Below are 17,757 nucleotides of genomic sequence, written 5' to 3' on the forward strand. Positions count from 1 at the left end.
CCCGCGCCGCTCGGCGCCGCTGGTCAGAGGACGGGCGGCGCCGGGACGTCCGCGTAGCGCTGCACCCAGGCGTGCATGGCGATCGCGGCGGCCGCCCCCGCGTTGATCGAGCGGGTCGAGCCGAACTGCGCGATCGAACACACCATCGCGGCGTGCTCGCGGGCCTCCTCGGTCAGCCCCGGGCCCTCCTGCCCGAAGAGCAGCACACAGCGGCGGGGCAGCTCGGTCCGCTCCAGCGGTACGGCGCCCGGCAGATTGTCGATCCCGATGATCGGCAGCCCTTCCGCCGCCGCCCAGGCCGTCAGCTCCGCGGTGTCGGAATGGTGGCGCACATGCTGGTACCGGTCGGTGACCATCGCCCCGCGCCGGTTCCAGCGACGGCGCCCCACGATATGGATCTCCTTCGCCAGGAAGGCGTTGGCGGTACGGACCACGGAGCCGATGTTGAAGTCATGGCCCCAGTTCTCCACCGCCACGTGGAAGTCGTGGCGCCGGGTGTCGAGGTCCGCGACGATCGCCTCACGCGTCCAGTACCGGTACTGATCGACCACGTTGCGCCGGTCGCCGGCCGCCAGCAGCTCGGGGTCGTACCGCTCGCCCACCGGCCAGGGTCCGGGATGCGGTCCGACGCCGATCTCGGGACCGAAGCCGTCGTCGTACTGCACCGCTTCCGCCCGCTCCGCCTCCGGCCGCACCGGTACGGACTGCATCGGCACCGGGCTCCCGGCCACGCTCTCACTGCTCACCCGACGAGGGTACGGGGCTCCTCCGGGCTCTCGCGCCGCTCCTCCGGCAGGGCGCTCCGGCCCCGCGTGAACAGCCGGTCCCGCCAGGCCGCGACCCGCCCGCCGAGCCACCGCAGGAAGCTCGTCGGCAGGAACACCGCGTCGGCGGCGATCATCGCGAGCGAGAAGAACGGCAGCCCGAGCAGCACGGCGATGCCCACGTGCTCCAGGATCATCGCGACCAGCAGGACATTCTTGACCCGCCGGTTGAAGAGCGTGAAGGGGAAGGCGACCTGCACGACGACCGTGCCGTAGGTCAGCAGCATCACCATGACGCCGCTGGCCGAGAGCAGGGCGGAGAGGTCCGGCCACGGCGCGAAATAGTCGAGATTGAGCGGGTAGTACAGGGCGGTGCCGTCCTGCCAGCGCGACCCCTGGATCTTGTACCAGCCGGCGGTGGCGTAGACGAGACAGACCTCGGCCATGATCACCACGAGTGCGGCATTGTGGATGAGGTTGGCGAGGACATCGAGCAGGGCGCGCGGCTCGCCGCCAGGCGCGAAGCGCCGCGCCGCCCACCACAGGGCCTGGCCCACCCACTGTCCCCAGAAAAGGACCAGCAGCCACATTTCGGGCTGGACCCGGTCCGTCACGGTGCCGATGAGAAGAAACACGCCCAGGACGACCCACAGGGCCGGCCCGACCCGGTCGGGTGCGCCCCGGTCGAGTGCGCCCCGGTCGGGTGCGCCCCGGTCCGATGCGCCCCGGTCCCGGACCACACGGTCCGGTGCGACCCGGTCCGGTGCGACCCGGTCCGGTGCGACCCGGCCGCCGTCGTCCGCTCCATCGCCGCGCCCCCCGTCAGGGGCGTCGGCCTCAGCGCCGTCTCCGGCGCCGTCACCGGCCTCGCCGGAGGCGGCCAGGGCCTCGGCCCGGGCCGCCTCGCGCGCCGCGCGCCTGGCGTCCAGCGACCAGACCTGACCACAGCGGGTCAGCATCAGATAGATCGCCATCAGATGGATGACGTTGTCCCCGCCGTCGCCCATGAAGATGCTGCGGTTCTGCAGCGACAGCACGCCGAACATGAACAGCACGGACATCGTGCGGGTGCGCCAGCCGAGCATCAGCAGCGCGCTGGACAGCACCGCCGCGCCGAAGACGATCTCGAACCACACCGCACTGCTCGACCACATCAGTCCGGTGAAGGCACCGTTCTTGGTGATCAGCTGCTGGGCCATGTCCCAGCTCCACGGCCCGTCGGGCCCGTACAGCTCGCGCCGGTGCGGCAGCTCGCGCAACAGGAAGAGCAGCCAGGTGCCGGCGAATCCGATCCGGATGACCGCGCTCTGGTACGGGCCGAAGGCCGTGGAGGTGGCCCGCTGCACGGCACGGGCGGCCCGCCGGTCCGGGCTCCGCCGCTTGCTCGGTCCCCCGCTCACCGGCCGGCCTCCGTACGGCCGCCGCGCACGTCCCCGGGAAGATCCGTGGCGTCCACCGTCCACCAGGGAAGGACCCGGTAGGCGGGCCGGGTATTGATCTTCTCCTCGCTCCACGCGGGAGCGGGGACGGCGCTGGTGGCGGACCTGAGCTGGATGCGATCGACGGGACCGCCCAGGTCGCGCTTGTCCAGGCGCAGCATGACGATGCGGCGGACGTAGCTCTCGGAGAGCTGCCCGCGCAGACCGTTGGGACGGTTCTCGTTGTCGTGCGATCCGACGAAGAAGTCCCAGCCGCGACGCAGTTCGTTCTGGTCGACATGGCTGGGGAGGAGGTTGCCGTGGATCTCTTCGCCGTCCTCGGCGGAGAGATCGATCCAGCCGGTGGTCGTCCGGCCGCCGCCGGACTCGACCTCGGCGCGCACCTGGACGGCGACGTTCTGCTGGAGGGGGTTGGGCGCGAAGAGTTTCCAGTTCTGCTCGAACTCCGGATATATCCAGTCGTCGACGGCCTTGCCGTACTGCTTGCTGAGCGTGTTGGAGGGCGCGACGTGCAGAAACACCATGGCCAGATGGCCGCAGGCCAGCAGGGCGACGACGGCGAGCGCGACGGCGGCCGCCACCTGGTACGGGAAGGACAGCCCGGCTATCCCGACGCCGGGTGGCGGCCCGGCCTTCACGCCCTTGTCACCGTACGAATCCATTCCGCCCCGATCTCCGCCGATCCCCCGTCGGACCCCGGCCCTGGTTATCCACAGGGTTGACACCCTACGGGCCGTCGACTCACCATTGAAGCCAGTGAACCGAACGATCGGTCGGTAGGGGTCCCGGATGACGACAGTGCCCATGGCGACAGCCGCGAAGGCGAAGGTGGAGACGGTGGAGCGGGCTTTCGAGGCGGCGTTCGACGCCGCCGTGGCCGCCGACGAACGCATCGAGCCGCGCGACTGGATGCCGGACGCGTACCGCGCCACGCTGGTCCGCCAGATGGCGCAGCACGCCCATTCCGAGATCATCGGTATGCAGCCCGAGGCGAACTGGATCACTCGCGCGCCGTCACTGCGCCGCAAGGCGATCCTGATGGCCAAGGTGCAGGACGAGGCGGGGCACGGCCTGTATCTCTACAGCGCCGCCGAGACCCTCGGCACCGGCCGCGACGAGCTGCTCGACAAGCTCCACTCAGGCCGTCAGAAGTACTCCTCGATCTTCAACTATCCGACGCTGACCTGGGCCGACGTCGGCGCGGTCGGCTGGCTGGTGGACGGCGCGGCGATCACCAACCAGGTCCCGCTGTGCCGCTGCTCGTACGGCCCCTACGCGCGGGCGATGGTCAGGATCTGCAAGGAGGAGTCCTTCCACCAGCGGCAGGGGTACGAACTGCTGCTGGCCCTGAGCAGGGGGACGCCCGCCCAGCACGCCATGGCGCAGGACGCGGTGGACCGCTGGTGGTGGCCGTCCCTGATGATGTTCGGCCCCCCGGACGACGAGTCGGCCCACTCCGCGCAGTCCATGGCCTGGAAGATCAAGCGGCACTCCAACGACGAGCTGCGACAGCGCTTCGTGGACATCTGCGTCCCGCAGGCGCGCTCCCTCGGTCTGACCCTCCCCGACCCGGATCTGCGGTGGAACGAGGAGCTGGGCCGGCACGACTTCGGAGCGATCGACTGGGCCGAGTTCCGGGCCGTGCTGAAGGGCGACGGACCGTGCAACGAACAGCGGATCACGCAGCGCCGCCGGGCGCACGAAGAAGGAGCCTGGGTCCGGGAAGCGGCGGCGGCGTACGCGACGAAGCACGAAACCGGCACGCGCGGCAGGCACAGCACCGGCAGCACGGACAGCACGGCGGGCGCCGGCAGCACGGACAGCACGGCGAGCACCGGCAGCACCCACAGCACCGACAGCACGCAGACGGAGGCGACGGCATGAGCAGCTCGACCGACTGGCCGCTGTGGGAGGTGTTCGTGCGCTCCCGGCGGGGGCTCTCCCACACCCACGCGGGAAGCCTGCACGCCCCGGACGCGGAGATGGCCCTGCGCAACGCCCGCGATCTCTACACCCGGCGCAGCGAAGGCGTGTCGATCTGGGTCGTGGAGTCCGCATCGATCACGGCCTCCTCCCCCGACGAGAAGGACCCGTTCTTCGCCTCGGCCGGCGACAAGCCCTACCGGCACCCGACCTTCTACGAGATCCCGGAGGGGGTGAAACACCTGTGAGCGACGCACCGCCGACCGTCCCGGCGCACCTGCCCGCGCGTACCGCCACGCACGCCGCCGCACTGGCCCTGGGCGACGACGCCCTGGTGCTCTCGCACCGGCTGGGGGAGTGGGCGGGCCACGCCCCTGTCCTGGAGGAAGAGGTGGCGCTCGCCAATATCGCGCTCGACCTGCTCGGGCAGGCGCGGATCCTGCTCTCCCTCGTCGGGGACGAGGACGACCTGGCCTATCTGCGCGAGGAGCGGTCCTTCCGGAACCTCCAGCTGGTCGAGCAGCCGAACGGCGACTTCGCGCACACCATTGCCCGCCAGCTCTACTTCTCCACCTATCAGCTGTTCCTGTACCAGCGGCTCGCGGCCGGGGACAGCGAGTTCACCGGTCTCGCGGCCAAGGCCGTCAAGGAGGTCGCCTACCACCAGGATCACGCCGAGCACTGGACACTGCGGCTCGGGGACGGCACCGCGGAGAGCCATGAGCGGATGCGGCGGGCCTGCGAGGACCTCTGGCGGTACACCGGCGAGATGTTCCGGCCCGTCGAAGGGGTGGATCTCGACTGGCAGGCGCTGGAGGCCGATTGGCTCGCCTCGGTCAGCGCCGCACTGGAACGGGCCACGCTGAGCGCCCCGGACTCCCCCCGGACCGGGGGCTGGGCCGCGGGCGCGGGCCGCCAGGGACTGCACACCGAACCGTTCGGACGGATGCTCGCCGAGATGCAGCACCTGCACCGCAGCCACCCGGGGGCGTCATGGTGACCGCCACCCCTGCCACGCCACTGGAGGCCGAGCTGCGTGCCCTCGCCGGCGCCGTGCCCGACCCCGAGCTTCCGGTGGTGACGCTGGAGGAGCTGGGGGTGCTGCGTACCGTCCGTGTCTCGGGCGCCGGAGAGGTCCAGGTCGAGCTGACCCCCACCTACACGGGCTGCCCGGCGATCGAGGCGATGTCCTCGGACATCGAGCGCGTGCTCCACGACCACGGAATCGCGGAGGTCTCCGTCGTCACGGTCCTCTCCCCGGCCTGGTCGACGGACGACATCAGCGCCGAGGGCCGGCGCAAGCTCGCCGAGTTCGGCATAGCCCCGCCGCGCCCGCACGGCGCCGGCGGCGGCCCGGTGCCGCTGACGCTCGCCATCCGCTGCCCGCACTGCGGCTCGGCCGGCACCGAACTGCTGAGCAGGTTCTCCTCCACCGCCTGCAAGGCGCTGCGCCGCTGCACATCCTGCGGCGAACCGTTCGACCACTTCAAGGAGTTGTAGATGTTCCATCCGCTCCGGGTCAGCGACGTCGAGCGGCTCACGGACGACGCGGTGGCCGTCACCTTCGCCGTGCCGCCCGAGTTGCGCGAGGCCTTCCGGCACACCCCCGGCCAGCACATCGCCCTGCGCCGCACCGCGCGCGGCGAGGAGATCCGGCGTACGTACTCGATCTGCGCGCCCGCCACCGCCGATCCCGTACTGCGCGTAGGCATCCGGCTGGTCGAGGGCGGCGAGTTCTCGACGTACGCGCTCAAGGAACTCACCGTGGGCGACACGGTCGAGGTCATGGAGCCGACGGGCCGGTTCGTACTGGAGCCGCGCTCCGGGCGCTTCGCGGCGGTCGTGGGAGGCAGCGGCATCACTCCCGTGCTGTCCATCGCGGCCAGCCTGCTGGCGCGGGTGCCCGACGCCCGGTTCTGCCTGATCCGCAGTGACCGCACAGTGGCCTCGACGATGTTCCTGGACGAGGTCGCCGACCTCAAGGACCGTTACCCGGACCGCTTTCAGCTGGTCACGGCGATCTCCCGGGAAGAACAGCAGGCGGGGCTGGGCTCCGGGCGGCTGGACCGGGAGCGGCTCACCGGGCTGCTGCCGGCGCTGCTCCCGGTGGCCGATGTCGACGCGTGGTTCCTCTGCGGCCCGCTCGGCCTGGTGGCCGGCGCCGAACGAGCGCTGCGCGGACTCGGCGTGCCCCGTGGCCGCATCCACCAGGAGATCTTCCACGTCGACGACGCGGTCGACGCCACGGCGACCGTCACCACGGCCGCCGCGCGGACCCCGGCCCGCAGCACCCTCACCGCGACCCTGGACGGACGCTCCGGCAACTGGCCGGTCCAGGAAGGGGAATCACTACTGGAAACGGTGCTGCGCAGCCGCTCCGACGCGCCCTACGCGTGCAAGGGCGGTGTGTGCGGGACCTGCCGGGCGTTCCTGGTCTCGGGTGAGGTCAGGATGGACCGGAACTTCGCGCTGGAACCGGAGGAGACCGAGGCGGGCTACGTACTGGCCTGCCAGTCCCACCCGGCCACCGCCGAAGTGGAGCTGGACTTCGACCGCTGAACCAGCCGGGGTCGCGGCCCCCGGAGGGCCCAAGGTCCGCCGGACCGCGCCTGGGGCCTGTTGCGAAAGTCCCGCCTGGTTCGCGACGCCTGGTTCGCGACCCCTGGCACGCACACTCGCCGCACTGTCGGAATCGTCCACGTACGTCCAGTACGAGAACGATCCTCCGCCTTGCGATCGCACGCACCAGACGCCGTGAGCCCCGCCCCTCGGGCGGACGGCGCTACGTTCGCGACACGCCCTAGAGGACGAAGGCCGGGCTGCCGTTGTCGGTGACCATCGGACGCCCGGCGCCGTCCCAGGCCAGCATTCCGCCGTCCACGTTCACCGCGTCCATGCCCTGCTGCACCAGGTACTGGGTGACCTGGGCGGAACGGCCGCCCACCCGGCACACCACATACGCCTTACGGCCGTCGGCCGCCTCGGTCACCTCACCGAAGCGGGCCACGAAGTCGCTCATCGGGACGTGCAGCGCACCCTCGACATGACCGGCGGCCCACTCGTCGTTCTCCCGGACATCCAGCACCAGGCCGTCGGCCGGCACCGCCGCGACATCTACCGAGGGCAGCGGGGCGAAGTTCATGGGTGTGCCTTCTCTCGTACGTGACCGGGGCCTGGACCGGGCACCGGCGGCTCCGGAAAACCTACTCCACCAGCTTGGCCAGTTCGCTCTCACGCTCGGAGACCTCGGCCAGCAGCTGCTCGGCGATCTCCTCCAGCAGCCGGTCCGGGTCGTCCGGCGCCATCCTGAGCATCGAGCCGATCGCGCTGTCCTCCAGCTCCCGCGCGACCTGCGCCAGCACTTCCTTGCGCCGCGACAGCCACTCCAGCCGGGCGTAGAGCTCCTCGCTCTCGCTCAGCCGGGGCGCACGCGGCGCGGGCCCCGCCGCCCACTCCTCGGAGAGCTCCCGCAGCAGCGGCTCGTCGCCGCGCCCGTAGGCGGCGTTGACGCGCGTGACGAATTCCTCACGCCGGGTCCGCTCCGCGTCGTCCCGCACCAGGTCCGGGTGCGCCTTGCGCACCAGGTCGCGGTAGAGCTTGCGGGCCTCGTCGCTCGGCCGTACCCGCTTGGGCGGCCGCACCGGCTGATCGGTCAGCATCGCCGCCGCCTCAGGAGACAGTCCGTCGGAGTCCAGCCAGTCGTGGAACAGCTCCTCCACCCCCGGCATCGGCTGCACCATCGCGCGGGCTTCCTTCGCCCTGCGCAGATCATCGGCGTCACCGGTCCGGGCCGCCCGGGCCTCGGCGATCATCGCGTCCAGCTCGTCGAGCCGGGAGTACATCGGGCCGAGCCGCTGGTGGTGCAGCCGGGAGAAGTTCTCCACCTCGACCCGGAAGGTCTCCAGCGCGATCTCGAACTCGATCAGCGCCTGCTCGGCGGCGCGCACGGCCTTCTCCAGGCGCGCCTCGGGACGCGGCACGTCCGCCGCCCCGCTCACCGCCGCCGCCTGCACGGCGTCCGCCGCATCCGTGGCATCCGGCACGTCCGCCGCATCCGGCACGTCTCGTACGTCCTGCTCGTCGTCGTTACGGATCGTCGGCTCCCCGGGGGCGTCGTACATCACCCTTCCAGCCTACGGGCGATCACGGCGGGCCCCGCCCCGCCCCGGGCCCTCAGACCCCGAGCTCGGCCGCCACCCGCCCGCTCCTGACCGCCGCCACCAGGTCGGCGTGGTCCGCCTCCGTACGGTCCGCGTACGCCACCGCGAAGGCCGCCACCGCCTCGTCCAGCTCCTCGTTCTTGCCGCAGTACCCGGCGATCAGCCGGGGGTCCACGCTGTGCGCGTGGGCCCTGGCGAGCAGTGCGCCGGTCATCCGCCCGTAGTCGTCCATCTGATCGGCCGGCAGCGCCGCCGGATCCACACTTCCCTTGCGGTTCCTGAACTGCCGCACCTGATAAGGCCTGCCCCGCACCGTGGTCCATCCCAGCAGGTTGTCGCTCACCACCTGCATCCGCTTCTGGCCGAGCACCACCCGGCGCCCTTCGTGCACCGTCTCCGGCACCTCGAATCCGACAGCCGCCAGATGGGGCAGCAGGGCGGACGGCCGCGCCTCCTTCACCTGGAGCACCAGCGGCTCGCCCCGGTGGTCGAGCAACAGCACCACGTACGACCGCGTGCCGACGCTGCCGGTGCCGACCACCCGGAACGCCACATCGTGGATCGCGTACCGCGCGAGCAGCGGCAGCCGGTCCACCGAGAGGGTGCCCAGATACTCCTCCAGGGCGGCGGCCACGGCCCCGGCCTCCTCGTCGGGCACCCGCCGCAGGACGGGCGGCGCGTCCACGAAGCGCCGCCACCCGGCTCCCCCGGAGGCCCCGTCCGCACCTGCGCCGCCCCCGGCAGCCCCGCCCCCGCCGGGCACCGCCTCGGTCGACCTGGCGGCGAACCGCGCACTCGTGTTGTTACGGGCCTTCCGCGAGACGCGCTCCAGCGTGCCGACCAGATCGCGGGCGTCGGCGTGCGAGACAAGTTCCTCGTCGGCGATCGCGTTCCACGCGTCGAGCGCGGGAAGCTTCGCCAGCAGCCGCATCGTCCGCCGGTAGGCGCCCACCGCGTCGGCCGCGCCGCGCCGGCAGGTCTCCTCGTCCGCGCCCGCCTCCCGGCCGGCCAGCACCAGCGAGGTGGCGAGCCTCTTGACGTCCCACTCCCAGGGACCGACCACGGTCTCGTCGAAGTCGTTCAGATCGATGACGAGCCGGCCGCGCGCGTCTCCGTACAGACCGAAGTTCGCCGCGTGCGCGTCTCCGCAGATCTGCGCGCCGACCCCGGTGACCGGGGTGCCCGTCAGGTCATGGGCCATCAGCCCGGCGGCGCCGCGCAGAAAGGCGAAGGGGGTCGCCGCCATCCGCCCCACCCGGATCGGAGCCAGCTCGGGGACCCGGCCCCGGCTCGACTCCTCGACGGCACGCACCGCGTCGGGCCGCCCCGCCGCGAAGATCACCGAGTCGTGCGAGGAGCGCGCGACCCGCTCGCGCAGTGCCTTCCCCACAGCCTTGGGCGTACGGCCCGGCCTGCCCGCGACGCCCTCGGCGATACGCGGCGCGAATCCCGGCACCGCCGGAATGCGCTCGGATTCCGCTCCGACATCGCCCATGGCGTGCCGCCTCCCCCGCACTCGCCCAACATCAACTTCCACGAAGGTACCGGGCGTTCGGGGCGGGCGCCTCCCCTGTGGACAACCGCACGACTGTGGACAACCGCACCACCCCGCCACGGAAGCGACGGAGGCGACGGAAGCGACGGGGATCAGCAGCGCGGCTCGGGCGTAGCTCCCCGGAGATATGACTCGGCCCACAGGGCCAGCTCCTTCAGCGCCGGCTCCATCGCCGCCCCCGCCTCGGTCAGCCGGTACCTGACCCGCAGCGGCGGCCCCACATCGACCTCGCGCAGGACCAGGCCCGCTATCCCCAGCTCGGTCAGCCGGTCGGAGAGCATGCGCTCGCTGATGCCCGGAATCGCCCGACGCAGCTCGGCGAAGTGCGCCGCCCGTTCCATCAGGACGGAGATGATCGGCCCGGTCCACCGCTTGCCGAGCAGCTCGAAGACCAGCGTGATGCCCACGTTGACCTGCTTGCACGCGTCCTCGCTGTGGTCCGCCATGTCCTCAGAGTACTGGTTCCACGGAGTGGGATGAAAAAAAGTAAGTAGCTGTGTTATCTCTAGTAACGAACGGAACTACCGCCCGCCCGGCGCCCTCTTCTTTTTCACCCCCCTCTGGAGATCCTCATGGCAACGCTGCTGCACATCGACTCCGCCGTCTTCCCCGAAGGCTCGGCCTCCCGCGACATCACCGCCCTCTTCGTCCAGTCCTGGCAGGAGCAGCACCCCGAGGGCAAGGTCATCTACCGCGACCTCGCCGCCACCCCGCTGCCCCACCTGGACATGGCCGCCGTCGTCGCCGGCGCGGACAACGCGCTGCGCGCCGAGCTCGCCGCCGAGCTGGCCGAGGCGGACGCCGTGCTGATCGGCGCCCCGATGTACAACTTCACGATCCCGTCCACGCTCAAGGCATGGCTGGACCAGGTGATCATCAACGGCCACAACGCGGGCCCCGACAGCACGTCGGCGGAGACGCCCTTCACCATCGTCGCCAGCCGTGGTGGGTCCTACGCCCCGGGCACGCCGCGCGAGGACTTCGAGTTCGTCCAGAACTACCTGGAGAAGGTGCTGGAGGGCATGCTCGGCGTCACCCAGATCGACTTCATCGTCGCCGAGATGACCCTGGCCCACTCCAACCCGCAGATGACCCAGTTCATCCCGCTCGCCGAGACCTCCCGCACCCAGGCGAACGAAGCGGCCACGCAGAAGGCCAAGGCCCTGGCCGCCCGCCTCGCGGTCTGAGCCGCCCGCCCACGGTCCGGGGACAGCGCGTCCCCGGCCTGGGAGACGTGCCTCCCGGCGGGGCCGCCCCCGGGAAGCACGTCTCCCACCGTGACCTCCGGCGAGACGCCGGACACACAACCGGACATACATCCCGGACGCTCAACCCGGCGCTCAACTGGGAGCCCCCGCCAGGAACCCCGGCCGGACATCATGCCCGGACACCCGACCCCGGCACCCGCCTCCGACACCCGCCCCGGAGACACGAACCGGAGACACGACCCGGGAACACAACGAAGAAGCCCCGTAGGTCGATGACCTACGGGGCTTCCATCTGTGCGCGAGGGGGGAGTTGAACCCCCACGCCCTTTCGGGCACTGGAACCTGAATCCAGCGCGTCTGCCTATTCCGCCACCCGCGCATTGGGTGTGTCGTCCGGTCCCTCACCTGCTGGTGTGTGTCCCTGGCGACATGGAAAAGATTAGCACGGTGAAGACGGTGGGTTCACCTCCGTTGTTCCGGCGGTACGACGGGGAAGCAGGCACGGAGTCGGGCAACGGAACAGGGAACGGACAGCGACCGCACCCACTCCTCCTGAGTGGACCCCGGGTGCGGGACACTGTCGTGAGGCCGCCTCTACCATCCGTGTGAGAGGTGACACTCATCGACGGGGCAGACAAGGGGAACCAGCCGATTTCCCGACGCGTGGATACGATCAGTAAGCAGTACCAGGACGGCAACGACGGAGGAGGTGCCCCATGGGAGTCATGAAGCGTTTCGAGCAGCGTCTCGAAGGTCTGGTCAACGGCACCTTCGCGAAGGTGTTCAAGTCGGAAGTCCAGCCCGTCGAGATCGCGGGTGCCCTCCAGCGCGAATGCGACAACAACGCAACGATCTGGAACCGCGAGCGGACCGTCGTCCCCAATGACTTCATCGTGGAGCTGAGCACGCCCGACTACGAGCGCCTCAGCCCGTACTCCGGCCAGCTCGGTGACGAACTGTCCGGGCTGGTCCGCGACTACGCGAAGCAGCAGCGCTACACCTTCATGGGCCCGATCAAGGTCCACCTGGAGAAGGCCGAGGACCTCGACACCGGTCTGTACCGGGTGCGCAGCCGCACCCTGGCGTCGAGTACGTCACAGGGGCAGGGCCACGGGCAGGGGCAGGGGCAGGGCCACGGGCAGCCACCCGAGCGCGGTCACGCCTCCCCCCAGGGCGGCGCCCCCGGCGGCTACGGCTACCCGCCCGCCTCGGCACCCCCCATGCCGACCGCCCCACCCCCCGGTGGCCACCTGTCCGTGGCCGGCCGCACCCCGCCCCCCGGCAGCGGCCCCGGCCAGGCCGCACACGGCCAGGTACGCAGCTGGATCGAGATCAACGGCAATCGCCACCAGATCTCCCGTGCGACGCTCGTGCTGGGCCGCAGCACCGAAGCCGACGTACGGATCGACGATCCAGGCGTATCGCGCAAACACTGCGAGATCCGGACCGGAACGCCCTCGACGATCCAGGACCTCGGGTCCACCAACGGCATCGTGGTGGACGGACAGCACACCACCCGCGCTACGCTCCGCGACGGCTCGCGGATCGTCGTGGGCAATACGACCATCATTTACAGGCAAGCCGAAGGGTGAAGCGGGGGCAATGTCAGAGCTGACCCTGACGGTCATGCGGCTAGGTTTTCTGGCCGTTCTGTGGCTGTTCGTGATCGTGGCCGTCCAGGTCATCCGCAGCGACCTGTTCGGAACACGCGTCACGCAGCGCGGCTCACGCCGCAACAGCGACGCCCGTCCCCAGCAGGCGCGCCAGACCCCGGCGCCGCCCCAGCAGCGCCAGCAGCAGGGCGGCAACCGCCAGCGCCGCGGCGCCCCCACCAAGCTGGTCGTCTCCGAAGGCACCCTGACCGGCACCACGGTCGCGCTCCAGGGGCAGACCATCACCCTGGGCCGCGCGCACGACTCAACGATCGTGCTGGACGACGACTACGCGTCCAGCAGGCATGCCAGGATCTACCCGGACCGTGACGGCCAGTGGATCGTCGAGGATCTCGGGTCCACCAACGGCACGTATCTCGACCGGACCCGACTCACCACCCCGACACCGATTCCGCTGGGCGCTCCGATTCGCATCGGCAAGACCGTCATCGAGCTGCGGAAGTAGTACGACAATGAGCGAGCGGAGCGAGCGAGCCGCAGCGGTCCCGACTGCGGACCGGAGCAGGCTCCCGACCGGAGGGTGGGCAGTGTGGCTCGAGACCGGCTGGCGCGACAGTCGACCGGCGAGCCGACGGGTGAGGTGCGCATGAGTCTGTCTCTGCGCTTCGCCGCCGGGTCGCACAAGGGCATGATCCGGGAAGGCAACGAGGACTCCGGCTACGCCGGCCCCCGGCTGCTGGCCATCGCCGACGGCATGGGCGGCCAGGCCGCCGGTGAGGTCGCCTCCTCCGAGGTGATCTCGGCCCTCGTGCAACTCGACGACGACGTACCAGGATCGGACCTCCTCACCTCGCTGGGCACCGCCGTACAGCGGGCCAACGACCAACTGCGCTCCATGGTCGAGGAGGACCCCCAGCTGGAGGGCATGGGCACCACGCTCACCGCCCTCCTCTGGACCGGCCAGCGGCTCGGCCTCGTCCACGTCGGCGACTCCCGCGCCTACCTGCTGCGCGACGGCGTCCTGACGCAGATCACCCAGGACCACACCTGGGTGCAGCGCCTGGTCGACGAAGGCCGGATCACCGAAGAGGAAGCCACCACCCACCCGCAGCGCTCTCTGCTGATGCGCGCGCTGGGCAGCGGCGACCACGTCGAGCCCGACCTCTCCATCCGTGAGGTCCGCGTCGGCGACCGCTACTTGATCTGCTCCGACGGCCTCTCGGGCGTCGTCTCCCACCAGACGATGGAGGAGACGCTCGCCAGCTACCAGGGCCCGCAGGAGAGCATCCAGACACTCATCCAGTTCGCCCTGCGCGGCGGCGGCCCCGACAACATCACCTGCATCGTGGCCGACGTCCTCGACGCCGAGTCCAACGACACCCTGGCCGGGCAGCTCAACGACACCCCGGTCGTCGTCGGCGCGGTCGCCGAGAACCAGTACCAGCTCAGCAACGCGCAGAACGCCGCCGCGATGCAGACCCCCGCCGGCCGCGCGGCGGGCCTCGGCCGGCCCGTGCCGCCCCAGCACGGCGGCGGCTTCGGCCCGCCCGGCAGCGGCGACGACTCCGGCTACGGCGCCGGGCCGTACGAAGGCGGCTTCGGCGCTTACAGCGACGAGGACTTCGTCAAACCCCGCCAGGGCCGCAAGTGGCTCAAGCGGACCTTCTCCGTGGTGCTCGCGCTGGGCGTCGTCGGTGCCGGCGTGTACGGCGGTTACCGCTGGACCCAGACCCAGTACTACGTCGGGTCCAACGAGCAGCACATCGCGCTCTACCAGGGCATCAGCCAGGACCTGGCCTGGCTCTCGCTCTCGCAGGTCGAGACCGACCATCCCGAGATCGAACTCAAGTACCTCCCGCCCTACCAGCGCAACCAGGTGGAAGCCACCATCGCCGAGGGCAGCCTCGCCGACGCGCGCGAGAAGGTCGACGAACTCGCCACCCAGGCCTCGGCCTGCAAGAAGGACGCGCAGCGCCGCCAGGCGGAACGCGAGGCGGCCGCGGCCGCGGCCGCCGAGCAGGCACAGACCGACTCCGGCAAGGCCGGTACGAATCCCTCCGGCACGAATCCCTCCGGCCGGACCACCACCGACACCAAGCCGAAGCCGACTCCCGCTCCTGGCCCCAGCCTCTCGGAGGAGGAGCAGAAGGTGGCCTCGAACTGCGGAAAACAGCAGTAGCGGCCGTAGGGGGCCTTTCACCACCATGAGCGTTGTCACCAACACGACCACCATCGGCGCGATCGAAGCACCGAGCCGCCGCAACACCGAACTCGCCCTGCTGGCCTTCGCGGTCGCCATCCCGGTATTCGCGTACCTGAACGTGGGACTGGCCCTCAACGGCAAACTCCCCACCGGCGTGCTCGGTTACGGCCTCGGCCTCGGCCTGCTCGCCGGCGTCGCGCACCTCGTCGTGCGCAAGTTCGCCCCGTACGCCGACCCGCTGCTCCTGCCGCTCACCACGCTGCTCAACGGCCTCGGCCTGGTGCTGATCTGGCGCCTCGACCAGTCACCCCGGCTCATCCGCCGCGCCGAGAACGCCTACGGCGCCTTCAGCCCGGACGCGCCGAAACAGCTGATGTACTCGGCCCTGGCCATCGCGCTCTTCGCGGCCGTCCTGATCCTCCTCAAGGACCACCGCGTCCTGCAGCGCTACACCTACATCTCCATGGCCGTGGCACTGGTGCTGCTCATCATGCCGATGTTCTTCCCCTCGGTGAACGGCGCCAAGATCTGGATCAGCATCGCCGGCTTCTCCATCCAGCCCGGCGAGTTCGCGAAGATCATCATCGCGGTCTTCTTCTCCGGCTACCTGATGGTGAAACGCGACGCCCTGGCCCTGGCCAGCCGCCGCTTCATGGGCATCTACCTGCCGCGCGGCCGCGACCTCGGACCGATCCTCGTCGTCTGGGGCGTCTCGATCCTCATCCTGGTCTTCGAGACGGACCTCGGCACCTCGCTCCTGTTCTTCGGCCTCTTCGTCGTGATGCTGTACGTCGCCACCGAACGCACCAGCTGGATCGTCTTCGGACTGCTGATGTCCGCGGCCGGCGCGGTCGGCGTCGCGACCTTCGAGAGCCACGTCCAGCAGCGCGTGAACGCGTGGCTCGACCCCTTCACCTGCTACGACACCGACCCGAGCGGCGCCTGCCGGCAGATCAGCGAAGCCCTGATGTCCTTCGGTTCCGGTGGCACGCTCGGCACCGGACTCGGCCAGGGCCACTCCGACCTCATCGACTTCGCCGCCAACGCCGACTTCATCTTCACCACCGTCGGCGAAGAGCTCGGCCTGGCCGGCACCATGGCCTTCCTGCTGCTCTACGGCCTGATCGTGGAGCGCGGCGTACGGACCGCCCTCGCCGCCCGCGACCCCTTCGGCAAGCTGCTCGCCATCGGCCTCTCCGGCGCCTTCGCCATCCAGGTCTTCGTGGTCGCCGGCGGCGTCATGGGCCTCATCCCGCTCACCGGTATGACCATGCCGTTCCTCGCCGCCGGCGGTTCCTCCGTCCTCGCCAACTGGGCCCTGATCGGCGTCCTGATCCGTATCAGCGACACCGCGCGCCGGCCCGCGCCTGCCCCCGCCCCGTCACCCGACGCCGAAATGACCCAGGTGGTCCGACCGTGAACAAGCCCCTGCGCCGGATCGCGATCTTCTGCGGGCTTCTCGTCCTCGCTCTGCTGGTCCGGGACAACTGGCTCCAGTACGTACGCGCCGACGAGCTCAACGCGCAGCAGCACAACCGCCGCGTGCAGATCGAGCGGTACAGCGACGAGCGCGGCAACATCATCGTCGACGGCAAACCCATCACCGGCTCGGTCAAGACCGACGGCAGCGACTTCATCTACAAGCGCACCTACCTCAACGGCCCCATGTGGGCGCCCGTCACCGGCTACGCCTCGCAGGCCTTCGACGCCAATCAGATCGAGAAGCTCGAGGACGGCATCCTCACCGGCAACGACGACCGGCTCTTCTTCGACCGCACCATGGCGATGTTCACCGGCGAGAAGAAGAGGGGCGGCGATGTCGTGACCACCCTCAGCGGTGCCGCCCAGAAGGCCGCCTACGAAGGCCTCGGGAAGAAGAAGGGCGCCGTCGCCGCGATCGACCCGCAGACGGGCAAGATCCTCGCGCTGGCCTCCACCCCCAGCTACGACCCCTCCTCGTTCGCCGGCAACAGCACCAAGGACTCGAAGGCCTGGACCGCCCTCGACAAGAAGAACAACCCCGACGACCCGATGCTCAACCGGGCCCTGCGCCAGACCTACCCGCCCGGCTCCACCTTCAAGGTGCTGACCGCCGCCGCCGCGCTGGAACACGGCCTCGTCACGGACGTCGACAAGCCGACCGACTCCCCGCTCCCCTGGACCATGCCGGGCACCACCACCCAGCTCCAGAACGAGGGCAACATCCCCTGCAAGGACGCCACGCTCCGGGAAGCGCTGCGCGTCTCCTGCAACACCGTCTTCGGCAAGCTCGGCGCGGACCTCGGCAAGGACAAGATGCTGGAGACCGCGAAGAAGTTCGGCTTCAACGAGGAGCAGTTCATCCCGGTCCGCGCCGCCGCATCGGTCTTCCCCACCGACATCGACCCCTCGCAGACCGCGCAGTCCTCCATCGGCCAGTTCGACACCCGCGCCACACCGCTCCAGATGGCCATGATCGCCGCCGCCGTCGCCAACGACGGCAAGCTGATGAAGCCGTACATGATCGACCAGCTGCGCGCCCCCAGCCTGGACGTGCTCAGCCAGACCGAGCCCGAGGAGATGAGCCGCCCCCTCTCTCCGGAGCACGCGCAGATGCTCCAGAGCATCATGGAGACGGTCGTCAACGAGGGCACCGGCAAAAACGCCCGGATCCCGAACGTGACGGTCGGCGGCAAGACCGGCACCGCCCAGCACGGCGAGAACAACGACCAGAACCCGTACGCCTGGTTCATCTCGTACGCCAAGACGGACAGCGGCTCCCCGGTCGCCGTGGCGGTCGTCGTCGAGGACGGCAGCGCCGTCCGTGACGACATCTCCGGCGGCGGCCTCGCGGCCCCCATCGCCAAAGCCGTGATGAAGGCCGTCATCGACAGCAAGAAGTGACGCCGGTCA

General features: G+C 70.4%; 18 protein-coding genes and 1 tRNA gene. 11 read left to right on the forward strand and 8 right to left on the reverse strand.

All coding sequences use genetic code 11. The features are described from left to right. Positions 1 to 23: 23 nt before the first annotated feature. From ACIBAE_RS12375 to ACIBAE_RS12385, 3 genes are read right to left on the reverse strand one after another with little or no spacing between them, the layout of a single operon-like run. On the reverse strand, positions 24 to 710 hold the full coding sequence (locus ACIBAE_RS12375) for a TrmH family RNA methyltransferase (protein WP_399284676.1): 687 nt from the start codon (positions 708 to 710) through the stop codon (positions 24 to 26). 32 nt (positions 711 to 742) lie between these two features. Continuing rightward, positions 743 to 2,164, reverse strand: coding sequence for an HTTM domain-containing protein (locus ACIBAE_RS12380; RefSeq protein ID WP_399284363.1), 1,422 nt, complete (start codon positions 2,162 to 2,164; stop codon positions 743 to 745). Then, entirely contained in the window at positions 2,161 to 2,865 is a 705-nt protein-coding gene (locus ACIBAE_RS12385; protein WP_399284365.1) for a DUF5819 family protein, read from the reverse strand. The genes ACIBAE_RS12380 and ACIBAE_RS12385 overlap by 4 nt, the downstream gene beginning before the upstream one ends. Before the next feature lie 142 nt (positions 2,866 to 3,007). On the opposite strand from ACIBAE_RS12385, the gene paaA reads away from it, so the two are divergent. Genes paaA through ACIBAE_RS12410 form a run of 5 tightly spaced genes read left to right on the forward strand, consistent with a single transcriptional unit; the run spans position 3,008 to position 6,685 of the window. Then, positions 3,008 to 4,087 (forward strand): 1,2-phenylacetyl-CoA epoxidase subunit PaaA, encoded by a 1,080-nt coding sequence (gene paaA / locus ACIBAE_RS12390; RefSeq protein ID WP_399284678.1) that lies wholly within the window; start codon positions 3,008 to 3,010, stop codon positions 4,085 to 4,087. After that, entirely contained in the window at positions 4,084 to 4,374 is a 291-nt protein-coding gene (gene paaB, locus ACIBAE_RS12395; RefSeq protein WP_399284367.1) for a 1,2-phenylacetyl-CoA epoxidase subunit PaaB, read from the forward strand. The genes paaA and paaB overlap by 4 nt, the downstream gene beginning before the upstream one ends. Beyond that, positions 4,371 to 5,126 (forward strand): 1,2-phenylacetyl-CoA epoxidase subunit PaaC, encoded by a 756-nt coding sequence (paaC, locus tag ACIBAE_RS12400; RefSeq protein ID WP_399284369.1) that lies wholly within the window; start codon positions 4,371 to 4,373, stop codon positions 5,124 to 5,126. Before paaB ends, paaC begins: the two co-directional genes overlap by 4 nt. Then, a complete protein-coding gene (gene paaD, locus ACIBAE_RS12405; RefSeq protein WP_399284370.1) occupies positions 5,120 to 5,626 on the forward strand; it encodes a 1,2-phenylacetyl-CoA epoxidase subunit PaaD in 507 nt (168 codons plus the stop codon). Before paaC ends, paaD begins: the two co-directional genes overlap by 7 nt. Next, positions 5,627 to 6,685 carry a 2Fe-2S iron-sulfur cluster-binding protein gene (locus ACIBAE_RS12410; protein WP_399284372.1) on the forward strand — a complete coding sequence of 353 codons (1,059 nt, stop codon included), beginning with the start codon at positions 5,627 to 5,629 and terminating at the stop codon, positions 6,683 to 6,685. Positions 6,686 to 6,926: 241 nt separating this feature from the next. On the opposite strand, the gene ACIBAE_RS12415 is transcribed toward ACIBAE_RS12410, so the two are convergent. From ACIBAE_RS12415 to ACIBAE_RS12430, 4 genes are all read right to left on the reverse strand, one after another. Then, positions 6,927 to 7,268 (reverse strand): rhodanese-like domain-containing protein, encoded by a 342-nt coding sequence (locus tag ACIBAE_RS12415; protein ID WP_399284374.1) that lies wholly within the window; start codon positions 7,266 to 7,268, stop codon positions 6,927 to 6,929. A 61-nt stretch (positions 7,269 to 7,329) separates the two neighbouring features. Then, entirely contained in the window at positions 7,330 to 8,250 is a 921-nt protein-coding gene (locus ACIBAE_RS12420; RefSeq protein ID WP_399284375.1) for a hypothetical protein, read from the reverse strand. A 49-nt stretch (positions 8,251 to 8,299) separates the two neighbouring features. Next, positions 8,300 to 9,781, reverse strand: coding sequence for a DUF2252 domain-containing protein (locus tag ACIBAE_RS12425; RefSeq protein ID WP_399284376.1), 1,482 nt, complete (start codon positions 9,779 to 9,781; stop codon positions 8,300 to 8,302). A 152-nt stretch (positions 9,782 to 9,933) separates the two neighbouring features. Further along, complete coding sequence (locus ACIBAE_RS12430) at positions 9,934 to 10,287, reverse strand: winged helix-turn-helix transcriptional regulator (RefSeq protein ID WP_399284378.1); 354 nt, start codon at positions 10,285 to 10,287, stop codon at positions 9,934 to 9,936. Positions 10,288 to 10,413: 126 nt separating this feature from the next. Between ACIBAE_RS12430 and ACIBAE_RS12435 the strand changes: the two genes are divergently transcribed. Next, positions 10,414 to 11,028, forward strand: a complete 615-nt coding sequence (locus ACIBAE_RS12435; protein WP_399284380.1) for an FMN-dependent NADH-azoreductase — start codon at positions 10,414 to 10,416, stop codon at positions 11,026 to 11,028. A 316-nt stretch (positions 11,029 to 11,344) separates the two neighbouring features. On the opposite strand, the gene ACIBAE_RS12440 is transcribed toward ACIBAE_RS12435, so the two are convergent. Next, a tRNA-Leu gene (locus ACIBAE_RS12440) sits at positions 11,345 to 11,428 on the reverse strand. 337 nt (positions 11,429 to 11,765) lie between these two features. Here ACIBAE_RS12440 and ACIBAE_RS12445 point away from each other — a divergent pair. From ACIBAE_RS12445 to ACIBAE_RS12465, 5 genes are all read left to right on the forward strand, one after another. After that, on the forward strand, positions 11,766 to 12,641 hold the full coding sequence (locus tag ACIBAE_RS12445; RefSeq protein ID WP_399284381.1) for an FhaA domain-containing protein: 876 nt from the start codon (positions 11,766 to 11,768) through the stop codon (positions 12,639 to 12,641). 10 nt (positions 12,642 to 12,651) lie between these two features. After that, the gene (locus ACIBAE_RS12450; protein WP_399284382.1) at positions 12,652 to 13,167 is read left to right on the forward strand and encodes an FHA domain-containing protein; all 516 of its coding nucleotides are present in this window, start codon (positions 12,652 to 12,654) and stop codon (positions 13,165 to 13,167) included. Between the two features lie 141 nt (positions 13,168 to 13,308). After that, positions 13,309 to 14,841 (forward strand): PP2C family protein-serine/threonine phosphatase, encoded by a 1,533-nt coding sequence (locus ACIBAE_RS12455; protein WP_399284383.1) that lies wholly within the window; start codon positions 13,309 to 13,311, stop codon positions 14,839 to 14,841. A gap of 25 nt (positions 14,842 to 14,866) precedes the next feature. Then, the gene (locus ACIBAE_RS12460; protein ID WP_399284384.1) at positions 14,867 to 16,285 is read left to right on the forward strand and encodes an FtsW/RodA/SpoVE family cell cycle protein; all 1,419 of its coding nucleotides are present in this window, start codon (positions 14,867 to 14,869) and stop codon (positions 16,283 to 16,285) included. Beyond that, positions 16,282 to 17,748 carry a peptidoglycan D,D-transpeptidase FtsI family protein gene (locus tag ACIBAE_RS12465; protein WP_399284386.1) on the forward strand — a complete coding sequence of 489 codons (1,467 nt, stop codon included), beginning with the start codon at positions 16,282 to 16,284 and terminating at the stop codon, positions 17,746 to 17,748. Before ACIBAE_RS12460 ends, ACIBAE_RS12465 begins: the two co-directional genes overlap by 4 nt. Positions 17,749 to 17,757: the final 9 nt, after the last annotated feature.

This window comes from Streptomyces sp. NPDC051569 (assembly GCF_044454085.1).
Taxonomy (GTDB): Bacteria; Actinomycetota; Actinomycetes; order Streptomycetales; family Streptomycetaceae; genus Streptomyces.

Coding starts and splice junctions, on each gene's coding strand:
- ACIBAE_RS12445 (WP_399284381.1), top strand. CDS start 11,766: ATGGGAGTCATGAAGCGTTTCGAGCAGCGTCTCGAAGGTCTGGTCAAC.
- paaB (WP_399284367.1), top strand. CDS start 4,084: ATGAGCAGCTCGACCGACTGGCCGCTGTGGGAGGTGTTCGTGCGCTCC.
- ACIBAE_RS12375 (WP_399284676.1), bottom strand. CDS start 710: ATGCAGTCCGTACCGGTGCGGCCGGAGGCGGAGCGGGCGGAAGCGGTG.
- ACIBAE_RS12460 (WP_399284384.1), top strand. CDS start 14,867: ATGAGCGTTGTCACCAACACGACCACCATCGGCGCGATCGAAGCACCG.
- paaA (WP_399284678.1), top strand. CDS start 3,008: ATGGCGACAGCCGCGAAGGCGAAGGTGGAGACGGTGGAGCGGGCTTTC.
- ACIBAE_RS12425 (WP_399284376.1), bottom strand. CDS start 9,781: ATGGGCGATGTCGGAGCGGAATCCGAGCGCATTCCGGCGGTGCCGGGA.
- paaD (WP_399284370.1), top strand. CDS start 5,120: ATGGTGACCGCCACCCCTGCCACGCCACTGGAGGCCGAGCTGCGTGCC.
- ACIBAE_RS12450 (WP_399284382.1), top strand. CDS start 12,652: ATGTCAGAGCTGACCCTGACGGTCATGCGGCTAGGTTTTCTGGCCGTT.
- ACIBAE_RS12415 (WP_399284374.1), bottom strand. CDS start 7,268: ATGAACTTCGCCCCGCTGCCCTCGGTAGATGTCGCGGCGGTGCCGGCC.
- ACIBAE_RS12385 (WP_399284365.1), bottom strand. CDS start 2,865: ATGGATTCGTACGGTGACAAGGGCGTGAAGGCCGGGCCGCCACCCGGC.
- ACIBAE_RS12435 (WP_399284380.1), top strand. CDS start 10,414: ATGGCAACGCTGCTGCACATCGACTCCGCCGTCTTCCCCGAAGGCTCG.
- ACIBAE_RS12410 (WP_399284372.1), top strand. CDS start 5,627: ATGTTCCATCCGCTCCGGGTCAGCGACGTCGAGCGGCTCACGGACGAC.
- ACIBAE_RS12455 (WP_399284383.1), top strand. CDS start 13,309: ATGAGTCTGTCTCTGCGCTTCGCCGCCGGGTCGCACAAGGGCATGATC.
- ACIBAE_RS12430 (WP_399284378.1), bottom strand. CDS start 10,287: ATGGCGGACCACAGCGAGGACGCGTGCAAGCAGGTCAACGTGGGCATC.